15 protein-coding genes and 2 pseudogenes are annotated in these 23,981 nt (G+C 33.4%); 8 read left to right on the top strand and 9 right to left on the bottom strand.

Going from position 1 to position 23,981, the window contains the following annotated elements; translation table 11 throughout:
* Positions 1–140 precede the first annotated feature (140 nt).
* The 3 genes from phytr_RS06555 (at position 141) to phytr_RS06265 (ending at position 822) form a co-directional block, all read left to right on the top strand.
* Positions 141–245, top strand: coding sequence for a helix-turn-helix domain-containing protein (locus tag phytr_RS06555; RefSeq protein ID WP_410519430.1), 105 nt, complete (start codon positions 141–143; stop codon positions 243–245).
* Positions 246–320: 75 nt separating this feature from the next.
* Positions 321–569 carry a type II toxin-antitoxin system Phd/YefM family antitoxin gene (locus tag phytr_RS06270; RefSeq protein ID WP_106875006.1) on the top strand — a complete coding sequence of 83 codons (249 nt, stop codon included), beginning with the start codon at positions 321–323 and terminating at the stop codon, positions 567–569.
* A complete protein-coding gene (locus phytr_RS06265; RefSeq protein WP_106875005.1) occupies positions 562–822 on the top strand; it encodes a Txe/YoeB family addiction module toxin in 261 nt (86 codons plus the stop codon). The genes phytr_RS06270 and phytr_RS06265 overlap by 8 nt, the downstream gene beginning before the upstream one ends.
* A gap of 273 nt (positions 823–1,095) precedes the next feature.
* Here phytr_RS06265 and phytr_RS06260 read toward each other — a convergent pair whose 3' ends face one another.
* Together phytr_RS06260 and phytr_RS06255 are read right to left on the bottom strand one after the other, a co-directional pair.
* Positions 1,096–1,485, bottom strand: coding sequence for a PIN domain-containing protein (locus tag phytr_RS06260; RefSeq protein ID WP_106875004.1), 390 nt, complete (start codon positions 1,483–1,485; stop codon positions 1,096–1,098).
* Entirely contained in the window at positions 1,478–1,747 is a 270-nt protein-coding gene (locus phytr_RS06255; protein WP_106875003.1) for an AbrB/MazE/SpoVT family DNA-binding domain-containing protein, read from the bottom strand. The genes phytr_RS06260 and phytr_RS06255 overlap by 8 nt, the downstream gene beginning before the upstream one ends.
* A 281-nt stretch (positions 1,748–2,028) precedes the next feature.
* Here phytr_RS06255 and phytr_RS06250 point away from each other — a divergent pair, with 281 nt between their 5' ends.
* On the top strand, positions 2,029–2,310 hold the full coding sequence (locus phytr_RS06250; RefSeq protein ID WP_106875002.1) for a hypothetical protein: 282 nt from the start codon (positions 2,029–2,031) through the stop codon (positions 2,308–2,310).
* 17 nt (positions 2,311–2,327) lie between these two features.
* Positions 2,328–2,660 carry an ATP-binding cassette domain-containing protein gene (locus phytr_RS06245; RefSeq protein ID WP_106875001.1) on the top strand — a complete coding sequence of 111 codons (333 nt, stop codon included), beginning with the start codon at positions 2,328–2,330 and terminating at the stop codon, positions 2,658–2,660.
* A gap of 60 nt (positions 2,661–2,720) precedes the next feature.
* Here the strand turns inward: phytr_RS06245 and phytr_RS06240 are convergent, their stop codons facing one another.
* From phytr_RS06240 to phytr_RS06230, 3 genes are all read right to left on the bottom strand, one after another.
* The gene (locus tag phytr_RS06240) at positions 2,721–5,624 is read right to left on the bottom strand and encodes a hypothetical protein (RefSeq protein ID WP_106875000.1); all 2,904 of its coding nucleotides are present in this window, start codon (positions 5,622–5,624) and stop codon (positions 2,721–2,723) included.
* 175 nt (positions 5,625–5,799) lie between these two features.
* Positions 5,800–8,838, bottom strand: a complete 3,039-nt coding sequence (locus phytr_RS06235) for an ankyrin repeat domain-containing protein (RefSeq protein ID WP_106874999.1) — start codon at positions 8,836–8,838, stop codon at positions 5,800–5,802.
* Positions 8,839–9,487: 649 nt separating this feature from the next.
* On the bottom strand, positions 9,488–16,741 hold the full coding sequence (locus tag phytr_RS06230; protein WP_106874998.1) for an ankyrin repeat domain-containing protein: 7,254 nt from the start codon (positions 16,739–16,741) through the stop codon (positions 9,488–9,490).
* 501 nt (positions 16,742–17,242) lie between these two features.
* On the opposite strand from phytr_RS06230, the gene abiEi reads away from it, so the two are divergent.
* On the top strand, positions 17,243–17,794 hold the full coding sequence (abiEi, locus tag phytr_RS06225) for a type IV toxin-antitoxin system AbiEi family antitoxin (RefSeq protein WP_106874997.1): 552 nt from the start codon (positions 17,243–17,245) through the stop codon (positions 17,792–17,794).
* Positions 17,781–18,665, top strand: a complete 885-nt coding sequence (locus tag phytr_RS06220; protein WP_106874996.1) for a nucleotidyl transferase AbiEii/AbiGii toxin family protein — start codon at positions 17,781–17,783, stop codon at positions 18,663–18,665. Before abiEi ends, phytr_RS06220 begins: the two co-directional genes overlap by 14 nt.
* Positions 18,666–18,700: 35 nt before the next feature.
* Here phytr_RS06220 and phytr_RS06215 read toward each other — a convergent pair whose 3' ends face one another.
* The 4 genes and pseudogenes from phytr_RS06215 to phytr_RS06445 all read right to left on the bottom strand — a co-directional run bounded on the left by phytr_RS06215 (position 18,701) and on the right by phytr_RS06445 (position 22,630).
* A complete protein-coding gene (locus tag phytr_RS06215; RefSeq protein WP_234352509.1) occupies positions 18,701–19,165 on the bottom strand; it encodes a methylated-DNA--[protein]-cysteine S-methyltransferase in 465 nt (154 codons plus the stop codon).
* A 349-nt stretch (positions 19,166–19,514) separates the two neighbouring features.
* A pseudogene (locus tag phytr_RS06210) lies at positions 19,515–19,963 on the bottom strand (recombinase family protein).
* 208 nt (positions 19,964–20,171) lie between these two features.
* Entirely contained in the window at positions 20,172–22,469 is a 2,298-nt protein-coding gene (locus phytr_RS06205; protein ID WP_338140608.1) for an ankyrin repeat domain-containing protein, read from the bottom strand.
* Positions 22,470–22,489: 20 nt separating this feature from the next.
* Positions 22,490–22,630, bottom strand: a complete 141-nt coding sequence (locus phytr_RS06445; protein WP_158706905.1) for a hypothetical protein — start codon at positions 22,628–22,630, stop codon at positions 22,490–22,492.
* 489 nt (positions 22,631–23,119) lie between these two features.
* Here phytr_RS06445 and phytr_RS06200 point away from each other — a divergent pair.
* A pseudogene (locus phytr_RS06200) lies at positions 23,120–23,830 on the top strand (IS6 family transposase).
* Positions 23,831–23,981: the final 151 nt, after the last annotated feature.

The raw sequence follows: 23,981 nt of genomic DNA, 5'->3' as shown, positions 1-23,981 counted from the left end.
TGAGCCGGAAATTTTTCACGATCATTTAATTCGAGCCCAACTGAATTTATAGAATCAATAAATCTGAGCCAGTTTGTGGGGATAAAAGCGGGCCGACCTCTTTATGAAATCAATCCGCTACGAGTACAGATCCAAAAGTCTTGACAGCTAAAAAAATGCACAAAAACCACGGAATCAGCATTGACGATATTTGTAAAACCCTTAACATTTCTCGAGCTATCTTTTATCGCTACCTTACTCTTTGATCTTTTTTATTTTATATGATTAATTGCTTGACTATACGTACGTAATATTGTACGCTATAATAAAAAGAATATTTTATGAAATTACTTACCGCAACACAAGCTAGAGCAAACCTCTACAAAATAATTGACGAGGTGGCAATATCTCATGAGCCAGTCTATGTCAAAAGCAAAAGAAATGATGTAGTGCTTATTACTAAAGAAGATTACGAAGCAATGCAAGAGACCTTATATCTTCAATCTATACCTGGTTTAGTAGACTCAATTAAAAAAGCATCTAAAGAGGATTTGAATGAATGCATAGAACTAAAAGACCTAGATGTATAAAGTCCTTCTGACCAAAGAATCCCAAAAAGATTATATAAATATAAAAAAAGCTGCCCTAGACCACAAAGTTAAAAAGTTATTGCTATTAATACAAGAAAATCCCTTCAAACCTCCTGTGAAAAAATTATATGGTGAACTGAAAGGCTTTTATTCTTTAAGGATAACTATTAAGCATAGATTGGTTTTTGAAGTTATTGAGGATCTTAAAATAATTAAAGTTTTGAAGATGTGGACCCATTATGGCGATAATTAAGTCTAGCAACTTTTGAGAGAACTTGTTCTTCATATATCTCTTCACAACCAGCTTTTTCTAACTCTTGTTTTCAATCTTTAAAATTAGGGACGTAACGATAAAATACCTATCAAAACTTAAAAAGTATTTGCGTGACAGTTATTTTTGGCATATCCAGAGACTATCACTAGACCTTGATCTATTGATAGTAACATTAATACATAAAATAGCTTTCTTTTATAGAAAGAGCATAATAAGTATTTATTGCCATTTTTTATTTTAATGACATTTGATTTAGCGTATCAACCTAATATCAACACCATTTAAATTTAAATCAGTCCAAGCATTATCTGCCGTATATATTGGAGCTTTTAGCTTCATTCCTAAAGCAATACAAGTTCGATCTCCTAAAGATAATCCCTTATGTTTAACTTGAGGATATAAATCAGCGACATATAATGCCTGTTCCATATCAAAAGGAATAACGTCAGCTACTATTTCATTAATTAGCAAAGATGCTTCGTTGGAAGGAATATTAATACGTTGTAAAGCAGTTAAAGACTCAGCTACATTTACTGTAGACATAACTGCCTTTCTAATTAATGGTTTAAGCTTTTCAGCTCCCCTTTCCTCTTGCACCAAAGCTAATAATGCAGATGCATCTAATACTACACTATTACTCATCTTCGGAACGTCTTATAGATACTAATTCATCAACTAAAGAAATATTTTGATTTATTGATTGTAAGTTATTCCTTACCTTAGCTTGTAGCTTTTGTAAAGCTTGATATGGCGTAGTGATGTTTATAGAATTACTATCCATTTGTAAAATCACCTCATCTCCTACTGCTAGATGCAAATTCTGGCGAAAGGCTAGAGGTATAATCACCCTACCTCCTTCACCTAATTTTGTACGCATTAATGTCTTTTCAACTTTATTTTTCATAAAAATTTTTAACTATAATATTTAATATAAAATCTATCTTATTCAGATAATGCCACTTTTTTTATATAATGTCAATATAAAATACTATGATATAATTATAAAAATTTACAGATCCATACAATTCTATACATAAACTTAGATAATTGGGGAAAAAGATACCGTCTGAAATAGCAATAATTTTATAACTATTTTTCTATTCGATTTAGAATGTTAAAGTCAAAATATGTCTTGCTTTTCAAAACTTTGTTGCAGCAAAAGGTAGTCCAGAAATACTAAAAATATTGATTGAAGATTTTAGTGCAAACGTTGACCAAAATACTATAGGTTTTTATACTCCGGCTCAATTAGCCCCAGAAAATGGTAACATTCCATGCTTAATTGAATTAATAAAGCATAATGCAGACCTATCTTTATCAAATCTTTGTGGTAAAGACGTAATGTATTTTTTATCTGAGAGTAATTCTGAACTAAAAGATATTATAAACCACCCCGAGGCTCATCTTGAAGTTAAAGATGGACATCTACAAGTTATAGGAGGTGAATATTACATTGAAGTAAGCTAGTAATTAATAAAAATTTAATGCAAATCTTCTTTATATCCCTTCCTTTTGACTCATTGCATTCAGGAGATTATGACTATTCTGCTACTTTAGTTAATGAGCTTAAGCACAAAGGAATTGATGCACACTACGTTACAGGACAGAACTTACCAGAATTTGATAGCAAGCGCACCAAAAGCTTAATAGAAATTTTATTAGAAAGCAAAAATGCGACAGAAGTATTTGATCTAATTAAAAACATTGCTAAACAAACTAATACAGGATTTGTAATTGCAACTCATAATCTTGGACTTGCTGAGCAAAGTGACAAAATTTTCAGATTACAAGACCAGGAATTAGAGCAAATAGGATGAAGCAAATTTCAACAACTTTTCAGCTTTTATAAAACAAATCATCCATAATTCACAACAGCTTCACCCGCTAAGTATATACTCTATATCTTCAACAGATTCATCTGTATCTACGTTACCATAACCAAGATCATAATCTGCTTGAGATAACTTTTCGTCTTTGTCTGTTGGAGATAAATTAGAATAAGTAATCGTATCTACTATTTTACCGGTACGTTTTAATTTTACTAAATTTTCAATGCCTTCATGGTCTGTCTGATGATCAACTATTAATAATACTGCTTTAGTTATCACATCAATATCTTTGGATTTTACGGCCCATCTTATGAGCAAATTACATTTAAGTTCCCATACAAGTTTTTGGACTAACTTAAATCCATTAGAACCTTTAAATCTCGTAGCGTACCCTTTATAAAAGGCATTTTCACATTGTTCACGTATTTTTTTAGACATACTTGATAACAGTTGGGGGGATATTATTGCATAAATATTGTCCCAAATACCTACTACCTCAGGACTAGTCGAGGTATACTTTTGTCCATCTATAGACCAAGATGGAATAATTTCATGCCATATAGCTTTTTTAGCTTCTTTACTTTTTTGAAAAATTTGTTGGAGATGATATGCAATTTCATTTGATTTAGCTTTAATAGCTATAGCAGCATGATCTATCTTTACAAAAGAAGCATTTTGTGCTTGTGATTGGGTTGGAGTTGCTTTATTTGTAATTAATTCAAAATTCTTAATCTTATGTTGACTCACTTGTGGTGTTGCATCTTGTGTTTGTGCAATTTCACTTGAGCCATTAACATCTTCAACAGATTCTGTTAAAGGTAATAATAAAGCTTCTTCCTGTTGTAGTAAAAGCTTTGACTCAGCTATTTCTTTATTAAATTCGTCTCTTAAAGATTTGCTCAGCTTCGATATAGAGTTATTTTGAGCTACCTTCGATACTAGATCAACAAAATCAATTTGGCTCTTATATTCTTCAATATCAGCAACAAGTCTTTTGAAATTATATATATCTGCAATTAAAGACTGGTTTTTAGTAATTCTTGAAACTTTTTCAATGTACACCATGTATTCTTGATAATCTAGGCCGTATTTAATTGCTAAGATAGCCATGGCTTGATTGTCTCGCACATTAGTTTCATTTATTTCAAACTCACGAAATCGACTTTCTAAATGTGCTGCATTAATTGCTCGCAAATCTTTCAATGCTTTATTGAAATATTTAATAGCCTTATCTTGGTGGGAGATTCTATTGGATAGTTCTCGATAAATAAAACACATGATGTAATTTTCCTGAAATTTTTGATTTTGATCTTCGGTTTGAGAATCTCCAAAATTTATAGAATCTACAATAGTACATACTGCAGGATCTATTGTTGTAATTTCTTGATTTTCCAGTAGTGCGGATACCAAGTTTGCCTTAACAACGTTTAAACTAGTATTACCTATTGATGGGCATTCTTCAACTTCGTCCAATGAATCTTGGAGCCTAATGATATCATTGTTGTAAGCATAAAACATTGCTTGAGAGGCTGTAAACTTTTCTTTCATTAATATAAAAAGTAAGCTAGACTGAGGCAAGGATTCTAAAATTTCATTTGTATTACTTTTGTATACACTCAATACTCCTCTTTCATTAGATTTTTGGACTTGTCTATTTAATATAAACCAGTCTAATAACTTATCTTTTTCCATGTGGTGAATCGCAATACGGTTTATGGGCGCGTGAAGAGAAAAAACACCTGGATTTATCAATAAATCTAATAATAAGTAAGGCTCTAGTAATTTTATACACTTTTCTAATAAGTGCTTTTTTCTTAAGGAAATTAGGTCATCAGCACCGTGGCTTCTGAATAAAGTTAAAGCTATTAGTATGGCATCTTCAGTTGAAACAGTTTCATTGCCCGACATTTCGAATGATATAGATTTTAATTCTAGGCATATGCCATTGAAATGTTTTTCAAAACAAAAACGCTCCAAATTTCCTGATATATTTTTGACTAACGTTACAAGGTTTAGATCAATTTCTTGCGGCGGAATTTTATCAACAGTATTTTTTATATCAACTATTAAATCTCTTAAAAGTTCTAATTTTATCGGAGATAAATAACTCTTCAAAACAGCTTCGGTATTATGATTATCCAGAAGAAGAATTTTGTTTTTTAATAAAAATGGATAATCTTTGATGCAAGTAGGATGACGTGTTACTATATTCGTAAATTTTTGAAGTTCATCTATAGAATCAACCAATTGCCAATATATCATAGCATCATTCAAAATTCTTTTCTGAATTTGTTTCTCTTGGTCTGGATTTAGCTTAGAAGCTAAGTTAGGTATATCAAATAACCTTTCAATTTCATAATTTCTTAAAGCTTGGCCTATCAGAAGTTTATGTAACATATCAGCTAAATATTGATCTGTAAAACATGGGGCTTGAGCTGTAAACGTATTAGGATTATATTTGCTATCATTGATATTTATTCCCTTACATTTTTTAGCACAATAGTTCCTATAACTAACTTTGTTAATTAAAATTCTCTCTAAAAAATACTCTGGTTCTATTCCAATCTGAATACCTAAAAATTCGTATGCACATTCAACGCTTAAAAATTTAAATAAAAGTTTAAATTTTTCGAGACTGACAGAAAAACCTACAGGTCGGCTATTATTTATCATACTACAAATTTCATCAGTAGCTTGTCTTAATGAGATTCTTAAATTTTCTGCTATCGACTTCTTGACTTCCATCGACAAAATCCCTTCTTGCTCCAGATTGACTTGGAAAAAGTTAAGTATTGCTTTAACTGTTTCAAGATAAGATTGGTCCTGAATTGAATGAACTAATAAGAGGCGTAAAGCTCCTATTAAAAGGTTATGATTAGTTTTTAGGTCTGATGTTACTCTATTATGCAATTTAAGATTTTGTATCATTTTTTGTTGTTTAGGTTTAAGCATAAACTAATTAAATATTATAAGATTATAAATTTCATTATAGCATTAATCGCAAAGTAGTGCTTAGTTAGGTTTTAGATATTCATGTTCATATGCTCGTAAAATCAAATTTTTGAGTATGATATTGCAGATCTAAATACTAAAGGACCATCACTGCATCAGATAGGGCAAAACAGATCTAATTTTGGATATCATAATCAAGAACAGCACCTGAGGATGCGTGCGTGTTACCTAACAGATGTAAACTTGATCCTTGATCTACATTACCTGAATCATTTAATGCATAAACTGCTTCACATGAAAGGATAGAGTCTGCACTAACAGATTGGTCCAAGAATTTTTGACGTTTAGAAGCTTGAATATCTTCATCATTTTCGACTGCCTCACCGCACAATTCACTATGTCTAGAGCGTTTAGAAGAGTGATTATCTAAATCTTCAGCTTTTGTGAACTTAAATGCAAGGAGCAGGCTCCCTTGATCTTTTAGACCTAGAAAAGAAGTTATATTTTCTACTGCACCATCAGCATTACTAACATCAAACAATTTTGATTGTTGAATTGCAGATTTGGAAGTTTCATTAAGCTTTGCTGTAAAACCTTCTGCAGCTTTTTTCAGTGAGTTACAATGTAGCTTAAGAACGTTTTTTTCTAGGGCTTTCGCTAAAATAAAAGATTTCTGTAATTTGTCCAAACATCCAGGTGATAGATTATCCAATAAACTTTTTACATTTTCTTTTTTTTCCAAGCTTTCATGCAGTCTTTTAAGCTTAAGCAAATTGTCATTTTCTTTAAGTATAGGTAAAATATCTTTTTGTGGTGGGATTGCTTGTTGTAGTAAATTATCTTCTTCGAGCCTTATTTCTTCAATAGATTCTTGAATTATTGGAGTAATAGATTCTTGAATTATTAACACTAGTTTTGCACCAATAATTCCTCTTATTTCTCCTGCAAATGCTTTATCTGATTCCGTTAAAGCATCTAGCACGTTTAATAATCCCATAGCTTTTTCTAAAGGATTGCAGCTTTCTACATTGATAAGGGAATTAATATTATTTCTTAGCTTAGATAAGTTTAAGTCATTCAAATTTATTGCACCTTCTTCGCTGGACAGAATTAAAATAGACGCTGATTTTTCTTCCAGGATAGTATAATCCAAAGCAGTACTGCCATCTTGGTTTTGCGTATTAACATCTGCTTTAGCTTTTAACAAATAACGCATTGTCTTACACATTTCACCATCATTACTACCGCGTGCAGCTAAGATCAAAGAAGTGTTGCCATAATTATCTATGGAGTCAACTTTTGCCTTATTATCCAAAAGACATTTTACTACTTCATGGTGACATTGAACCGAAGCAAGGTGTAAAGGGGTGTGATTATTTATTGTTTTAACATCAACATTTGCCTTATAGTTCAATAGAAACTTGACTACTTTAATGTACCCTTTTTGTGCTGCAATATGCAAAGAAGTAAAGCCATCTTCTGTTGAAGCATCAATTTTTGCTCCTTGATTTAAAAGAAATTCTATCACTCCAAAGTGACCATTTTGTACAGCAACGTGCAAAGCAGTCTTACCACTCATCGTGGATGCATCAATTGCTGCTCCTCGATTTAAAAGAAGCTCTACCACTTCAAGATGTCCATTTCGGGCAGCGATATACAAAGCTGCTTTGCTATTTGATGCGGTATCATCAACTTTTACTCCATTATCCAAAAGTATTCTTACTACTTTTTCATACCCCATCCCAGCAGCATAATGAATTGGCATCTCACCTCGATTATCTCTCGCATCACCCCTCGCCCCCTTTTCTAGCAATAGCTCCATTATCTCTATCCCTCCCATTTGAGCAGCCATATGCATTGGAGTTTTACCATAATTATCTCTAGCATCAAGGTTTACTCCTTTATCCAGAAGGATTTTTACCACTTCCGTATCGTCTTTTTTTATAGCCCAATGTAAAAGAGTATCGCTATCACGAAGCGTAACTTCGGTATTTGCCCCCGCATGCAATAGAAGCTTCACCATTTCTGCATCATTCCTGTCTACAGCCCAAAGCAAAGGTGTTTTATCACAGCTATCTATAGCATCAACATTTGCCCCCTTGTCCAATAAAAACCTTGCTGCTTTATGATAACCACTTTTAACAGCCATATGTAATGCAGATTCACCGTCTTCCATAGCGTTAATATCAGCACCACGATCCAGCAAAAGCTCTGCTACTTCATAGTTGTCGCTCAATGTAGCCAAATACAGGAGAGTTGCGCTATCATTATCAATACTTGCTCCGTTATCCAATAGAAGCTTTATTACCCCTAAGCACGGATTCCAATCTAGAGCACGAACTAAGGGAGTACGACCCTCACAATCTAAAGCTTCAGTGTCTGCCCCTTTATCCAAAAGTAGCTCAACTATTTCATGATCAGCACCTACTACAGCTAAGTGTAAAGGGGTATTGCCATCCTTATCCGTAACATCCATGTTTGCTCCGTTATCTAGTAGCAACTTTACCAACCTAGCACTGCCTTGTTCTTCTATGGCTAAAAACAACAGAGTATTACCGCTCTCGTTTGTAGCATCTACATTTGCTCCCTTTTCCAATAGAAGCTTTAAGGTTTCAGAGTCATCTCTTTCCATAGCCCAAAGTAAAGGAGTATATCCTTCACAATTTTTAACCTCAATTTCTGCTCCGTTATCTAGCAGAAGCCTTACTACTTCAGAATGACCATTTTCAGCAGCCCAAAGTAAAGGAGTTGTCTCATTACCAGTTTTAGCTTCAATATTTGCTCCTTTCTTCAAGAAATATTTTACTACTTCATAATGACCACCTGCTGCAGCTCGATGTAAAGGCGTTACGCCTTCTTGTGCAGCTTCAATATCTGCTCGATTGTCCAAAAGATACTTCACTACTTCGTGGTGGCCCTTTTCTGCAGCCAGATGTAAAGCAGTATCGCCATCTATGGTCACAAGATCTGTCTTTGCATCTTTACTTAAAAGATACTCTACTACCCCTTTATGACCATTTTGTGAAGCTATACAAAGAGGGGTATTACCATCTTTGTCCTGCAGATCTATATTAATTCCCTGGTTTACTATAAGTTTCAGTGTTTCAATATCTCCTGCTTTTGCAGAAGCATGTATATCCATATTATATGGCACGTCCATTTGACCACTGTTGTTTTCTTGAGATGTTGTTTCAGTTTCAAAAGTTGGTTGCATATGTAAAACATATTAAAATCTTTCTAAATACATTGTGCATTACTTAGGTTCTTTAACCAACATATAAAATAACAACTAAAACCTAATAATATTTCCCGAAGATGTAAAAATATTCTCTTTATCAATTTTATGTATAACAAACGTTCCTTTTTTATACTTTTTATCTTCAATCAAAATGTCATTTTCAAAAGTCGATTGCTGTAACGCGCAGAAATAAATTGCGTTATTTGTGCATAATTATTTTGCGTACCCAATACATTCCCCTGGACCTTAGACCTCTAAGCTTTAAAAATATCTTAATTCACGGTACTTAGCACTTTTTGGAATAAAATATCTCTTGGCTTTGTATTTATCAAAGTCTTAAATATGGTACTTGCTTGATACAACCTTGGCTTCAGCGGCTCAAAGGTATGGAACGCGCAGTAGAATTTTGAAAATTTAATATAATTGATATATTTTGATTAAACTTTTGCTTCATAGCTATTCATATCTGATTATGATCCAAAGGTTTATTTTTATTGCTAAAATTAGGCCTCATGCAATAGCTTTGGTAGGTAAAATTTCGCATGAATCTCTCATTTTTTCTTCCGAAAAATCATACTCTCCAAGCATATTGATATGTGCCCATGACATTGGAAGCATGCCTGTATCAAGGAGAAGGAGGCTCCATAGGATTACTAGGTTCTGCTATATTGCCCATAACTAGTGCCGTTGAGGTCATTTCATCATCTACTGATCCTAATAATTCTTGCATTCCGTAACTTGTACTTAGCTTACCTATGGCTTCTGTGTCTGAGCTTGCTATATGAGTATCTTTTTGTTTGAAATTTTTTAGTATCTGCTGCCCACGATCACCCGCTAGCTTTATGGTATTATAGCCAATATTACTTACAGCCTCGATGTTAGCCTTATAGTTTAGTAGTTCCTCCACAACATCTTGGTACTCATGGTACCTAGCCACAAAAAGAGGAGTGTAACCACTATTATTTATAGCCTCAATGTTGGCGCCTTTGTCTAGTAGAAGCTTCACGGTTGCTGCATGGCCATTTCCTGCAGCTAAATGCAATGGTGTATTACCCATTTGTGTTGTAGTCTCAAGGTAAGCTTTTTTGTCTAGCAAACACTCTACAGTTTTTGTATGGCCATTTTCTGCAGCATAGTGTAAGGGAGTATCACCAGCTTGTGTTGCAGCCTCAATATTAGCTCCTTCATTAAGAAGAAGTTGTACCACTTGACAATGACCTCTTTGTGCAGCTTTAAGCAAAGGAGTCCAACCACCCTTATTTGTAGCCTCGATGTTAGCCTTATAGTCTAGTAATTTCTTTACAATATCAAGATGGCCTTCTTGTGCAGCGATATGCAGAGAGGTATCGCCATTCTTATTTCTAACCTCAATAATATTAGGTTTATAGTTTAATAGCTCTTCTATACCACTGAGGTCCTTACATGTAACATATAAAAATGGATTTATAGCTTCAAGTTTAGTTGCCTTGTATAGCAAACTCTCTACGGTTTTTGTATGGCCATTTTTTGCAGCACAGTGTAAGGGAGTATCACCAGTTTGTGTTGTAGCCTCAAAGTTAGCTCCTTTATCAAGAAGAAGTTGTGCTATCTGACAGTGACCATTACATACCGCTTCAAATAAGGGAGTCATGCCATCCTTATTTGCGGCCTCAATATTAGCCTTATTATTTAGCAGTTCTTTTACAATATCAAGGTGTCCCCCTCGTGCAGCCATAAGAATAGGGGTGTAGCCATCCTCAGTTGTAGCTTCGATGTTAGCTTTATAGTTTAGTAGTTCCTTTACAATATCAAGATGGCCTCCTTGTACAGCTGCAAGAATAGGGGTGTAGCCATCCTCAGTTGTAGCTTCGATGTTAGCTTTATAGTTTAGTAGTTCCTTTACAATGTCAAAATGTCCACGCAATGCAGCTACAAGTAAAGGAGGCCAGACATTTTGAGTTACAGCATCGGTTTTAGCTTTGTAATTTAGTAGTTCCTTTACAACATAAAGGTGACCATAGTGTGTAGCCCAGAGCAAAGGAGTCCAGCCATATTCGTCTGCATCTTCAAAACTAACTTCCTTATCTAGTAAAAATTTTACAGTTTCTGTATAGCCGTTTCTCGCAGCATAGTGTATAGGAGTCCAACCATAATGACTTTTGACCTCAAGGTTAGCTCCTTTGCTTACTAAAAGCTTCACAATTTCTGTATAGCCATTTCTTGCGGCTAAATGCAATGGGGTATTGCCCTCTCTTGTTGTGGCTTCAATGTTAATTCTTTTGTATAGAAGAAACTCTACAGCTCCTATATGATCATTCTCTACGGCGTAGTGCAAAAGAGTTCTCCCCTCCTTATTATCTTTAACTTCAAGATCAGCTCCTTTATCAAGAAGAAGTTGTGCTATCTGAAAGTGACCATTACATACCGCTTCAAATAAGGAGGTCATGCCATCCTTATTTGCGACCTCAATATTAGCCTTATTATTTAGCAGTTCTTTTATAATATCAAGACGCCCCTCTCGCGCAGCCATAAGAATAGGGGTATAGCCATCCTTAGTGATAGCCTCAATGTTAGCTTTATAGTTTAGTAGTTCCTTTACAATATTAAGGTGACCATAGTGTGTAGCACAGGTTAAGGGAGTCCAACCATATTCATCTGCATTTTCGAGGCTAGCTCCCTTGTCTAGTAAAAATTTCACAGTTTCTGTATGGCCATTTCTCACAGCATAGTGCAAAGAAGTCCAGCCATAATGACTTCTAACATTAAGGTTAGCCCCCTTGTTGAATAAAATTTTCACGGTTTCTATATGACCATTGTATGCAGCGTGGTTTAAAGGAGTATTACCTTTATTATCTTTAATCTCAAGTTTAGCTTCTTTATCAAGAAGGATTTCCACTACCTCATCATATCCCCATAGCGCACTTAAGTGTAAAGGAGTACTTCCCTGACTATTTTGAACATTAGGATTTGCCTTTTTTTCTATCAGCAATTTTATTACTTCTTTATGACCATTATATGTAGCTAAATGTAAAGGAGTATTTCTATCATTATCTATAGCATCTATATCTATATATATCGTACCATTATCTATTGCTTTTGTTATAAGTTGCATTGCTTCAATATTGTCACTCCACGCGGCCCAATGAAGCGCGGTCCATCCGTCACGATCCGAATATCTAAGATCCGCAAGAGGAATAAGAAGATCTATAGTACTTAAATAATCATTTTGTATGGCTAGGTGTAAAGGGGTAAAGCCATTGTTATCTTGAGCATTGATGATTGTCTTCTGCTGAGACAGTAGACTTACTGCCTTCACACAATTGTTCAAGACGGCGTGGTGCAAGAAAGTTTGGCCATTTTCATCTTTGATATCAAGTTCTTTACACTCATTAATCCATTGCTGCATATCTTCGAAAAAAAGGTCAGAATATATTTCTTCAAAACGTTTTATCTTAGATTTATCTTTAATATGCAACGATTTTCTTAGCTCTGGTAAACCTACTACAATAATTTGGGTATCCTCCAAATTTCCTTTACACTTAAATATACAAAATGGCTGTTTAGATGTTGTCTGCATCTCTCTTATTTCTGATAAAGCTTCTGGATATTCCTCAGGTAGTATATATGGAGTTCCTTCAATTTTTATAGGTTCAGGTAGCGGGACAAAAGGAATATTTGCATCACCCTCCAGTTGAATTTGATTAGGATCTACTTTGAAGATATCAACGAAATTTTCTTTTATTTCATCGGTTTTTGATGTTAAATCCTTAGTTACGTATATTTTATAGTTTACTGTGTAACCATAAGCATAATTAAACCGATCTGTATTTAAATTTTCTATTATTGTTTCAAGCGCTATTAGATTTTCATACTCATGCATATTAATCTCCTCACCTTGTTTGATAAGTTTAACTCTACATCCAGTAGATTCTTCAAGCGTTTTACATAATAATTTTAATTTCTCTAAGATTTTTTCTATTTTAATTTCTCTGTACTTATCGATTATATACTTCTCAATGAGTCTTTTCTCTTTAAGACCTCCTATTTGATCCAAATTGTAAAATTCGCTGTAATTGCTAAAATCATTAATAAACTTATATTTTTCTCCGGTATCTTGGAGCTTTTGAGTAATTATTTCTGCATTCTTAAGAGCAAAAACATCGCAAACTGATTTATTGTCTTTTTGTTCGTTTGTTGTTGAATATATAAACCGAGCTATTCCAAGATCTAGTAATTCTGATTGTAAATCCTTATTGTCTTTCCCATATGAGTCTTTATATAAAGCTACCCTGTCACTTTTATCATCTATTACTAGGGCAATAACAACCCAATGTAAATTATTGACATTATAAATACATATTACTGGTGACTCTCCTCGATTAAAGCGGTTAACTATAGACTCTAAACTTCTCTCCTTCTCTGGATGAGATAGCTTATCCAGACCTGTAGATCCCCCCCCACTATTGCTAAAGATATCACCTATTATGTATGTCAAACTACATAATATTGAGATTGTCTGATTATCCTTTTGGGATTCTTGACCATAGTAAGTTGTATCAGCAACTCTTTCAAGGATCGTATAATCATCTAAGTTTAAGGAGGATATATTTACTTCTTCTCTTTCAATATACTTAACCTCGCTTCTGAACTTTATAGTGGTTTTGGATAATTCTCGTACAAATCTGGTCCATTCAGGTTTACTACTAATGGCAGAAGATATCTTGCTTATTTTTGGTTTTTCCCATTTAACCTGAATTTCCCATTCAGCATATGGACTAAATATTGCATTTTCCTCTAAAGAACATTCAAGCATACGCTTAAATGTGTGGCTAAGAATTTGATAATTTTCCTTAGCAAATCCGTCAAATTCTTCTCCGTATGAGACTTTAGAACTTAGCTTAAATTTTAATTTAAATGGATTATGTTTGACTCGGTATATGTTTTGGTCTGTGTGCTTATAATTTGATACGCCTTTATGGGATAATGTTATTTCTCCTTCATTCAGATATCGTTGAAAATATTTATTTGAAGAATTTTCAATTTGAATGTTTATTTTTCTACACTTAATTATGTAGCGGTATTCGTCTTTTGGGATTTTAGTCTCCAAATGTATTAATGCTCCTTCCAATAAATTCCTTAGCTTATTTGAGTCTTGATCGTCTTCATAGGTAATAACATAGGAAGCGTCATATGTATAATTCGGAACTATTTTATCGATACTGTTTCTTGCTGCTGCGATTAAAGATTTGGTATTTTCTATGTAGTCTGTATGTGAGTTAAAATTTTCTAAAATTTCTTTCATAAAAGGAAATGACCAACATTCCAGTATAGAATGTATTTTTTGGTGCATTTCTAAGGTTTTATTTTGTAATAGTAATGTATGCCATTCAACTATTTTATCTTGAAGTGATATATCGTCAGTTAACATATATACTCTCTTATTAGCATCTGTATCTTTTTCTCTCAAGTCTTTCTGATCCTTAAGATGTTTTTTCAACTCTTCGCATATTTTCGTTACAGTAGAATGTATACTCCCTATATGTTTTATTGCATCCTTAAATTTACTTTGATAATCAGATCTTTTTATGTTAACTTCAATTTCTTTTAGAATATTAATAAGGTGGCTTGTAACTTCCAATTTACCCAGTTCTAATGCAACACTAGATTTATTAGCCGAATTTTTAATTTCAACTTTTATCTCGTTAATTGTCTCTCTTAAATATCTTTTGAAATACTTAATTATATTTTCTCTATTTTCTGCTAAGCGCTTTAATAACTCGTTTAAATTGTGAATAATTTCTTTTGGTTTTATATTTTCTTTGTCTTTATAGCTGTTAAATATTGTTTTACATGAATTAACAAGAGAGTCAAATTCTGATTCTTCATTTTTTTTCTCTGCATGCAAGTGTTTTTGTTCAGAATATTGCTTTGCCAAAGTCTCGAACGAATTTATTATTTCTCCAGTACTAAAAGTTGGTTTTTTGATTAACTCAGTGCAGTTACTAATTAGACAAAAGATTGGTACAGAAGGTGGAAACCAAATACCCACTATAAGACCAGTGATTTGTGCAGTAATTTGTATAGTTCTTAGTACTGCATTTTTAATACTCTCTTTCTCAAGCTTTTGTTTTGTTAATAACAAATTTATTATATTATCCATAGCATCTGCCATATCTCTATCTATTTGTTCCAGGTATGGTATTTCGTCCAATATATTTACAATAGAATCAATATTTTTTGTCAATTTAATAATAGATACTCGCCCTTCCTGAATCTCTATTTCTTTCTGTTTAATTTCTTTATCAATGTTTTGATGATATATTGAATTAAGGTATTTTTGTTCTAGATCATTAGTACTTTTTTCAGCTTTTGCTAAAAATTTTTCTATGTCCCTTTCAAAAAATTTTTCTACATTTATTTCTATGCTTATATCTTCAATAAGAGCATCAAGATGGTTAATATTACTTAAGAAGTAACTAATGAGTTCTCTTTTCTCCGTTGAAATGTTTGTAAATTTTTGGCAACAAGAATTAAATAAACTGTGATTTACGGCATGTTGGGCAAAAATATGATAATCTAGTAAGCTAATTATAGAGTTTGGAGCTTTAATATCTGAAGGCTTTTCTTGGTTTATATAATTTTTTTCTGCTGGTATTGCACCTTCAAGATTGATAGGATAATAGGGACAAGTTATATCATCTCCGTTGATAGTTATGGTACCTGGTGGGCCCGCTATACCATGATCAGCATCACTACCGTTTTTTCCACTTTCATTTATTACTTTACAGTTCAAAGTTTCTTGGCCTAGAAGTATTATATCGCATGTACCTGATTTTCCCCCAATCCCACCTTTACCTCCTTTACTTGCATTTCCCCCTGAACATATATCTGGTATTACAAGAAATGAAAGATGTTCAAATGTAGAATACAGATCTGTTGCTTTGTTTGATTGGGAGGAAAAATGAGAAAAAGAAGGTTTTGTTATTGCATTGTAAAAACTATTAAATTTTTTTTGATACAGCGTTTTAGGTAGTTCTGACTCTAAAGCAAGGGCCTTAACAATTCTAGCCTTTTCGTACTTAATGGCTTTAATTGTATTTGCAAGCTTCCTATCATAACTTGGACCTAAGAGTGATACGAGTTTCTCAGAGGAAATTGTACTTTTTAATGTATCTATTTTTTTTATTAATTGAGGGATCCCATATTTTACCCACTCAAGTAGTTCTATGTTATCTTTTGTCTGGGGTATATCTTTATCTTGACCTTTAGCGCCATTACCTCCCTTTTGTCCATTACCACCTTTACCGCCACTAACATTTATGGTTAACTTCTCTAAGTTAATAAATTTTGTCCCCATACCCCAAAAATTACCACCACTTCCTCCTGCTAGCCCAGGTTCCCCATCTCTGCCCGGATCACCAGGATCTTTTCCATTTGATGCGACGAAGTCAGTATGTTCCTTTGCATCTTGGCCTCTTAGATTAATAGAATAATCGCCTGTTACTATCCACTTAGGAGCTATAATCGTAACATTACAGCCTGCTAATTTATCATCTATTAAATTTCCATCTATTATAATTTCTTTAATAGAAAAAATTTTTAAATGCTTGATTGATTGAATCAATAATTGAGCCTCTCCTTTCGTTTCTTTACATCCACCTTGAAGTGCATTTTTTTGAATTTGACTGTTAATATCTATTATGACTTGTGAAACCTTCACTAAGCGGTCTATATAAGTAACTTCAATTTCTCCATCTCCTTGTGTGTTAACGATTATGTTTGGATAGCCACAATACTCTGTAACATCGAGTGTTGCTTCTTGATTTTGGGGTTCGGATTGATTGGTAGAAATTGCAAAACTTGAAAGATTAGTTTTATGGTGTGATATTTTTGCGCGCATATGATCCTTGGTGATTTAAGGCTAATTAATAGTTAGATTGGTTCATTCAAAGGATTTTGACTCAATTTCTTATCGCATTACTAACACATATAGTTAAATAATAACATTCAATTAATAAAATTAAAAATAATTTTTTAATATATTTACATTTAGTTACTATATGGCCCAACGTGACGGAACTCGTGAAAAGCGAAAAAATAGTGTCAATGCCTCTTAGATAAGTTTATTGTGGCCAATCCATTAAGGTATGAGCTTCTTCCTTAAGGCTTCTTTGATTCAGGTTTCATGGTTTTTTACTAATATTTTCTGATTCTTTAAAAAGTTCTGTTAGGCCGTATGAGGCCAACTGTGTTTATAGAGCATTTTTAGGACAAGGTGTTCCTTTTACGTCTTATAGTTGTCACTATGCCTAACTTTGTTGCATAAATAATTAAGATATTACTTGCATCATCCTGTACATTAGGTTACATTTAATGTAACTTACTGTAGAATAACTCAATTATGCAACCAAGTAAATATTTAAACAATTGGCTTATGAAAAACACTAATCCAGGACGCTATTTATTTACTTCTAAAGATTTAAGACCTTTATTTCTTAATTTATCCGATAACGCTTTTAAGACATTACTTTCTAGAGCAGTAAAATCAGGATGTTTAACAAGGATCTGTAGAAACATATACGCTTATAGTTATCTAATTGCACAAAGTAGCGGACTTATATTATTTCATGTAGCAAGTTTATTACGATCTAACGAGTTTAACTATATTAGCCTAGAAACTGTCCTAAGCGATGCTGGAATCATTTCACAAATTCCCATTAATCAGGTTTTTATTATGTCTTCAGGCAGAAGCAGCACAATCTCATGCTGTCATTTTGGAACAATAGAGTTTATACATACCAATAGAAAGCCAATTGAAGTAATGAGTAAGCTTAACTATGATAACAACGCTAAGTTATGGCGTGCTAACATTGAATTAGCTTTAGAAGATATGAAAAGAACTCATCGTAGTCTTGATTTAATTGATTGGAATGTAGCAAATGAATTTATTTGATCAGCTAGTAACAGAAGCATTAAGAAATCAACCTCAGTTATCTTCACTTAGAACAGTAGTAGAAAAGGAGCTTCTACATCATGATATCTTAAGAATTTTAAGTCAGATGAATTTACTAACAAGCTTAACTTTCATAGGAGGAACATGTCTAAGATGCTGCTATGGAGGTATTAGATTAAGCGAGGATTTAGATTTTACTGGTGGTTTTGAATTTACAAGAGATAATTTATCTTCAATGGGAAAAATACTTGCCTCTAGTCTTGAAGAAAAATATGGATTAGTAGTTCAAGTAAGCGAGCCACAAGAAGATAAACAAAATGTAGACACTTGGAAGATAAAAGTTGAAACAAGACCTGAGCAAAAGCATTTACCAGCTCAGCGTATTAATATAGATATTTGTTCGATACTTTCATATGAAAAACGTCCGATGGTCCTATTAAATCCCTACATGGTTGATATGGGTACCAGTGGCTTAATCATTCAAGCTCAAAGTCTTGAAGAAATTTATGCAGACAAACTGCTTGCTTTTGCCTTCAGACCTAATCGTTTAAAATATCGTGACCTGTGGGATATATTATGGCTTCATCAAAAAGGAATTAAACCTAGATTATCATTACTTCCTAGTAAAATTATGGACCACAATCGCACCTTCAAAGACTTCTTAGAGTCATTTAATGAACGAAGAAATTCATTAACAAGCAATTCTCAAATAGCTAGAGAATTTAAAGGGGAAATGTTACGTTTTCTTCCAGCTGAACAAAGGTCAACTTTAGAACAACCTAATTTATGGGATTTTATTGCATACTTAATAGCAGACTTAGCAAAACAAATCCACGCAGCTTCGTTAATGAAATCAAGCATCCAGCATTAGAGATTTGTTACCACTACCTAAGATTCAACAACCTATCATCTATAAGTTTTTTCATGTTCAATTAACCACTTTTTACGTCTAACACCACCTGTATATCCTCCCAGTTTACCATTGCTATTGATAACCCGATGGCATGGAATAACAATTGCAATCTGGTTGACACCATTTGCATTAGCAACAGCGCGACAAGCTGTTGGCTTTTCTATAGATGCGGCTTGCTCAGAGTATGTCCATGTCTGCCCATATGGAATATCACATAGCTTTTTCCAAACCAATTTTTGGAATGGACTGCCCAATGGATGAATTGCTGTTGTAAATTTTCTAAGCTTACCGTTAAAGTAAGCTTTGAGTTCATCTTCGACTGATCTGATGGAATCAGTGATGCCTGGAATTATATGAGCTTTTAGCCTTATCTGAAGTCTTACAATTTTATGTTCTAAACCAGGTCTATCCATGAATTCTAAAAGATAAAGACCATGATTATCGCTAATAGCAATCATCTGACCAAGTGCTGTATTTAAGGAATATGTCTTAAGAATTTTGGAGTTTTTATCAAATGTTTTAGTCTCTATTCCGGAGATTATTGATAATACATCTTCGAAATCACTACCTGATCTACATCCGATACTGACTTGAGGGGCAATAAATGTATTTTCTCTGTGTACCTGATTCATTAAAATCTCCATACTATGATACTAATTTACTGAATTATTCGCTTCCTTCTCATTATCTTCGATAGCACTACGCACCCAGGTAAGTACTGACAAAGAGTAGCTGGACTAATTTTAAAATGCTTAGCAGCTTCCTTTACTGTAATCTTTTTATCTTTCAATAAAGCCTTAGCATAAGTTACGTTTCAGGATTTAATAAAGAGGGTCGCCCCCCTACCATACCCATTTCTTTAGCAGCCTTAAATCCAGCCATAGTTCTTTCTTTAATAATATGACGCTCAAATTCAGCTAGAGCGCCAAATATATAAAATGTTAACTCACCTCCTGAGCTGGTAGTATCAATGCTTTCAGTAATAGACTTAAACCCTATACCTTCCTTGTCTAAATGCTCTACTGTATCTAATAATTGTCTTAAAGATCTTGCAAGCCTATCAAGCTTCCATAGTACCAATATATCATTATTATGAGACCCGATATACTCAAGAGCATTTTTTAATCCTGGTCTATCACGATTTGCACCAGATGCTTTCTCTGTAAATATTTTTTACACCCAGCTTCTTGCAAAGCTTTTATTTGTAAATCTAAATTTTGTTCTTGAGTAGAAACTCTAGCATAACCTACTAACATAGTTCTTTTTTCCTTATATTTTTCTCATAACTCATAAATATAGATTTTTAGGTCTTTTTTAGCAAGAGACAGTTTTAAGATAAAAATAGTATTTTTAAAGGTAATTTTTGCTTATTTTTTACTCTAGAAATGAGAAATCTCAAAAAGGATCTTTTTTGCAAGACATCTGACCAGTAAATAATTTATAAACTTTTTGTAATAAATAGTTTTAAGTTATAGAGTCATCTATTTCAGCAGCGCCGCCTCCAGCCAATTTAGTTGCATCATCAGATATATTTGAATCAGATTTCATCATTTCTGCTTGAGGTACCATGGTGTTATTCTTATAAGCTATAAAAGCGTTTTTAGTAAATATAGCAAAAGGATTTTGTGGCGAAGCTTGAAATAAATCAGCTACATTTCCTATATTTAAAAAAGATACTATATTTGATATTGGTCCATCACTTAGGGCATCTTCGTCTTCACCTTCTTCTTCAGATTGATGCTTAAGATACTGAAAGGGAGATGTAATTTCTGCTATTTTATTTATCCCTCTAATTTCTTCATCAAATTGGTCAATTAATCTTTTATACAGATCATATAGGCTTTGGTCTGGTCCTTGCTCATTCCTTATATACTCCTTCAATTCCTTTAAGGACATAATAATTTGGGTAGCTAGCTTATGGTCGCTATACTTTTGCGGTGAATATTTAACTATATTAACAGGTTCATATTGATTGTCGTCATTTATAATTATATATTCTTGAATCTTTTTTCTTACTCTCTCTAAGACATACTCTATTTCATGAGACATATGTTCTTTTAACTGAGATACGTTTTGAGCAGCTTTGTCAAAATTTGATAATTCAAAAGAGGTATGTAATAAGCGTATCATTGAACATAAAGTCTCAAGAGGATTATAAAAGTCTTTATTAGACACTTGATCAATACTTAAATTACAAAAAGCATCAGGAGTAATTTTGGCCCCGGCAACAATAATTAACCTGGCTGCATTAAAATCACTTACTTCAATTGCTACTTCAAGTGCAGTTTTTTTCTCTAATGTATTTTGGTTAACCTTTGTTATATCTGGATTAGCGTCTCGTTCAAGCAGAATTTTGGTGGTACTTAACTTCTTATCTTTTACCGCTATATATAAAGGTGTTTCTGAATTTGAATTTTTAGCATCAATTTGAGCTCCCCTTTGAATTAGCATTTTAACCACTGTATTATTACCTACACTCGCGGCCATATGTAAGGGTGTATAACCTTCGTCATGTTTTACATTGGGATCGGCTTTAGCCTTAAGAAGCATCTCAACAATTTTGTCTTTATCACTTTCGTAGTAATCACCGTTGGAGCATAGGTGTAATGGGTTCTGGAGATATCTATCTGGTATGTTTACATCTGCCCCTTTATCGATTAAGGCTTGAACTATATTTACATTTTTACTTTTTGCAGCTATGAATAAAGGCGTGTAAGAATCTTCATTTTTATCATTAATGTCAGGATTATTGCTAAGCAGAATTTGGACTGCAGCGATATGTCGTTCTGAAGCATAATGCAAAGGTGTATTACCTAGTTTATCCTTTAAATTTACTTGAGCACCAGCTTCAATTAAGTATTTCACGCTTTGACCTTCTGTGTCTTCGTCATTTAATGCTGTCCTGTCGGCAGCTAAATGCAATGCTGTCCTGTCTTTATTATCTACTGCGTTAATAATTTGGGGGGTTTTGTCAACTAAAAGTTTAATTATATCTGTTTTATTTAAAGGACCTTCGGCTGCCATGTGCAAAGGAATCATCCCAGAATCATCTATTGGGTTTAGCTCAATTTCTTCAGCGCTTATAAGAGCTTTAAATACATCCAAGCTGCCACCTCCCGCCGCCAGATGTAATGGAGTCCTTGACATGTTATCTCGTGAATTTAGATTAACTACTTTTATTCCTATCAAAGCATTAACTGCCTCTAGATGCCCGTTTTCTGCGGCTAAGTGAAGAGCAGTTTTTTCTTCTTTATTTCCTAAATTAATCTTGGGGTGCTTTTCAATTAAAAGATTAATTATATCAGTATACCCCCCTTTCGCAGCAAAGTGTAAAGCCGTATTTCCATTATACTCTAGAGAACCAATTTTAGCTCCTCCTTTAATTAAGGCTTTGACAGCATCGATTTTTCCATTTTCTGCTGCTAAGTGCAACGGTCTTTGTCGGTTATTATCCATTGCGTTAACTTTAGCTTTGCTCTTTACAAGAACTTCAATCGCTTCTACCTGTCCGTTTTCTGCTGCTAAGTGCAGAGGTGTTTGGAGACGATCATTTTCTACATCAACTTTAGCTCTAGCCTCTAATAAAGCTTCAATTGTCTTTATACATCCTTCCTTTGCAGCTAGATGCAATGGAGTCTGAGAGTTATTTGGGAAATTTGCATCAGCTCCCTTTGTAACTAATTCTGCAATAAGTTCACAGCACCCATATTTAGCAGCTAAACTAAGAGCCAAATTAAGAGACTCCTTATCTTCTGCTACTATTTTTGCTTTTATTAAAAATTTTAATGCTTCTCTGGAACGATGTTCATAGGCGTATAGTCAAAAGATACCTTATGGCTAGGAACATAATGCCTGTAAAAACTTTCTACGGATGGTAAATGCTGATTTTCAATAGCTTTTTTAAAGGCTTTAACGTAAAACATACTACTTTTTTTATCTCTAGCATAACCTGGGTTGTTTTTTCCCTTATGCCATTCGTCTAAAACAAGTTCTAATATTTCATTATTAGCTGCGGCAATATCAAAAATACTAAAACCTTCTTCGTCAGTAACTTTAAAGTTGATTGTCTTGTTTTGAATAAACTTTTCTAACGAATCTAAGTTGCCTTCCTTTAAAATTTCAAATATTTCATCTGCTTGACTAGATTTTTGTTTTTTAGTGTTATTGCTAGATGTTTCGTCTTTGTCTTCTAGTGCCCTTTTTTCATTTTAATTGATTGATTAAGATATAATTAATTTATTAAGAAAATGATACTTGATCAAAATATTATAGTCAATATTTTGTTAATTACTTTAACAATAGACTTCTTGCATAACCTAAGATAAAAATACGATAAAACCTAAAAAGTTTTGGTTCTGTCGCATCTGTTGAACGTGAAAAAAATAGTGCCATAATGCTGAAAAAAGATAATTATGCCGTTCCATATTTCAGCAAAATTACGCAAATATTTTAAGGGCTTTTGTTCTTCTCCAGAAATAATAATGCTATTTGTGTATATGAAGTGTAGTTTTTTTTTAGTTATAGTGATTTAGAAGAAATGGCTATCATCCGGGGTATAAAGATAGATCATGCTACATTGCAAAGGCAGGTAATCAGGTTTGCTAGCCTAATCGATATGCGGTTTAGGAGAAGCAAAAAACCAGTCAGTAGTAGTTGAAGAATGGATGAGACTTACATAAAGGTGAAAGGCGCCTGGGTATATTTATATAGAGTTGTTGATTCATCAGGCAATACAATTGAATTCTTGCTTAGAGAAAAAGGGATGTAGAGGGTGCAAAAGCGTTCTTTCTTAAAGCATTCAAAAATAACAACAATCCAGAAAATTGCTATTGATAAAAGTGGCAGCAATATATCAGCACTTAACTATACCCATGATATTCTACCAGAAGATCAACAGACAGAAATCCGACAAAAAAATAAGTACCTTAATAATGTAGTGGAACAGGACCACGGATTTATCAAAAAAGCCAGCCAAGCCTATGTTGGGCTTTAAAAGCTTTGATTCAGCAGAGGTGAATATAACAGGAATTGAAAATGTTCGTATGATACAGAAAAATCAAATTATTGGTTCCGATAATAATATTTCTACTTTCGAGAATTTTGCTATGTTAATGGCAGCATAGAAACCTAAATTCTGTAGCAAAATTCAAAGCTCAAAATAGATGCGACAGAACCATTTATCCCAAAGGTATGGTCCGCTCTTGGTTTTGATGTTGTACTAGCAACTTTACGATGCGTCATCACAGGTTCACTTACGTTCGTCTTTCTAATTCA

Origin of the sequence: Candidatus Phycorickettsia trachydisci (assembly GCF_003015145.1) — a bacterium.
Classification (GTDB): domain Bacteria; phylum Pseudomonadota; class Alphaproteobacteria; order Rickettsiales; family Rickettsiaceae; genus Phycorickettsia; species Phycorickettsia trachydisci.
Note: the sequence above shows the minus strand (reverse complement) of the source record. Positions and strands in the feature narration are given on the sequence as shown.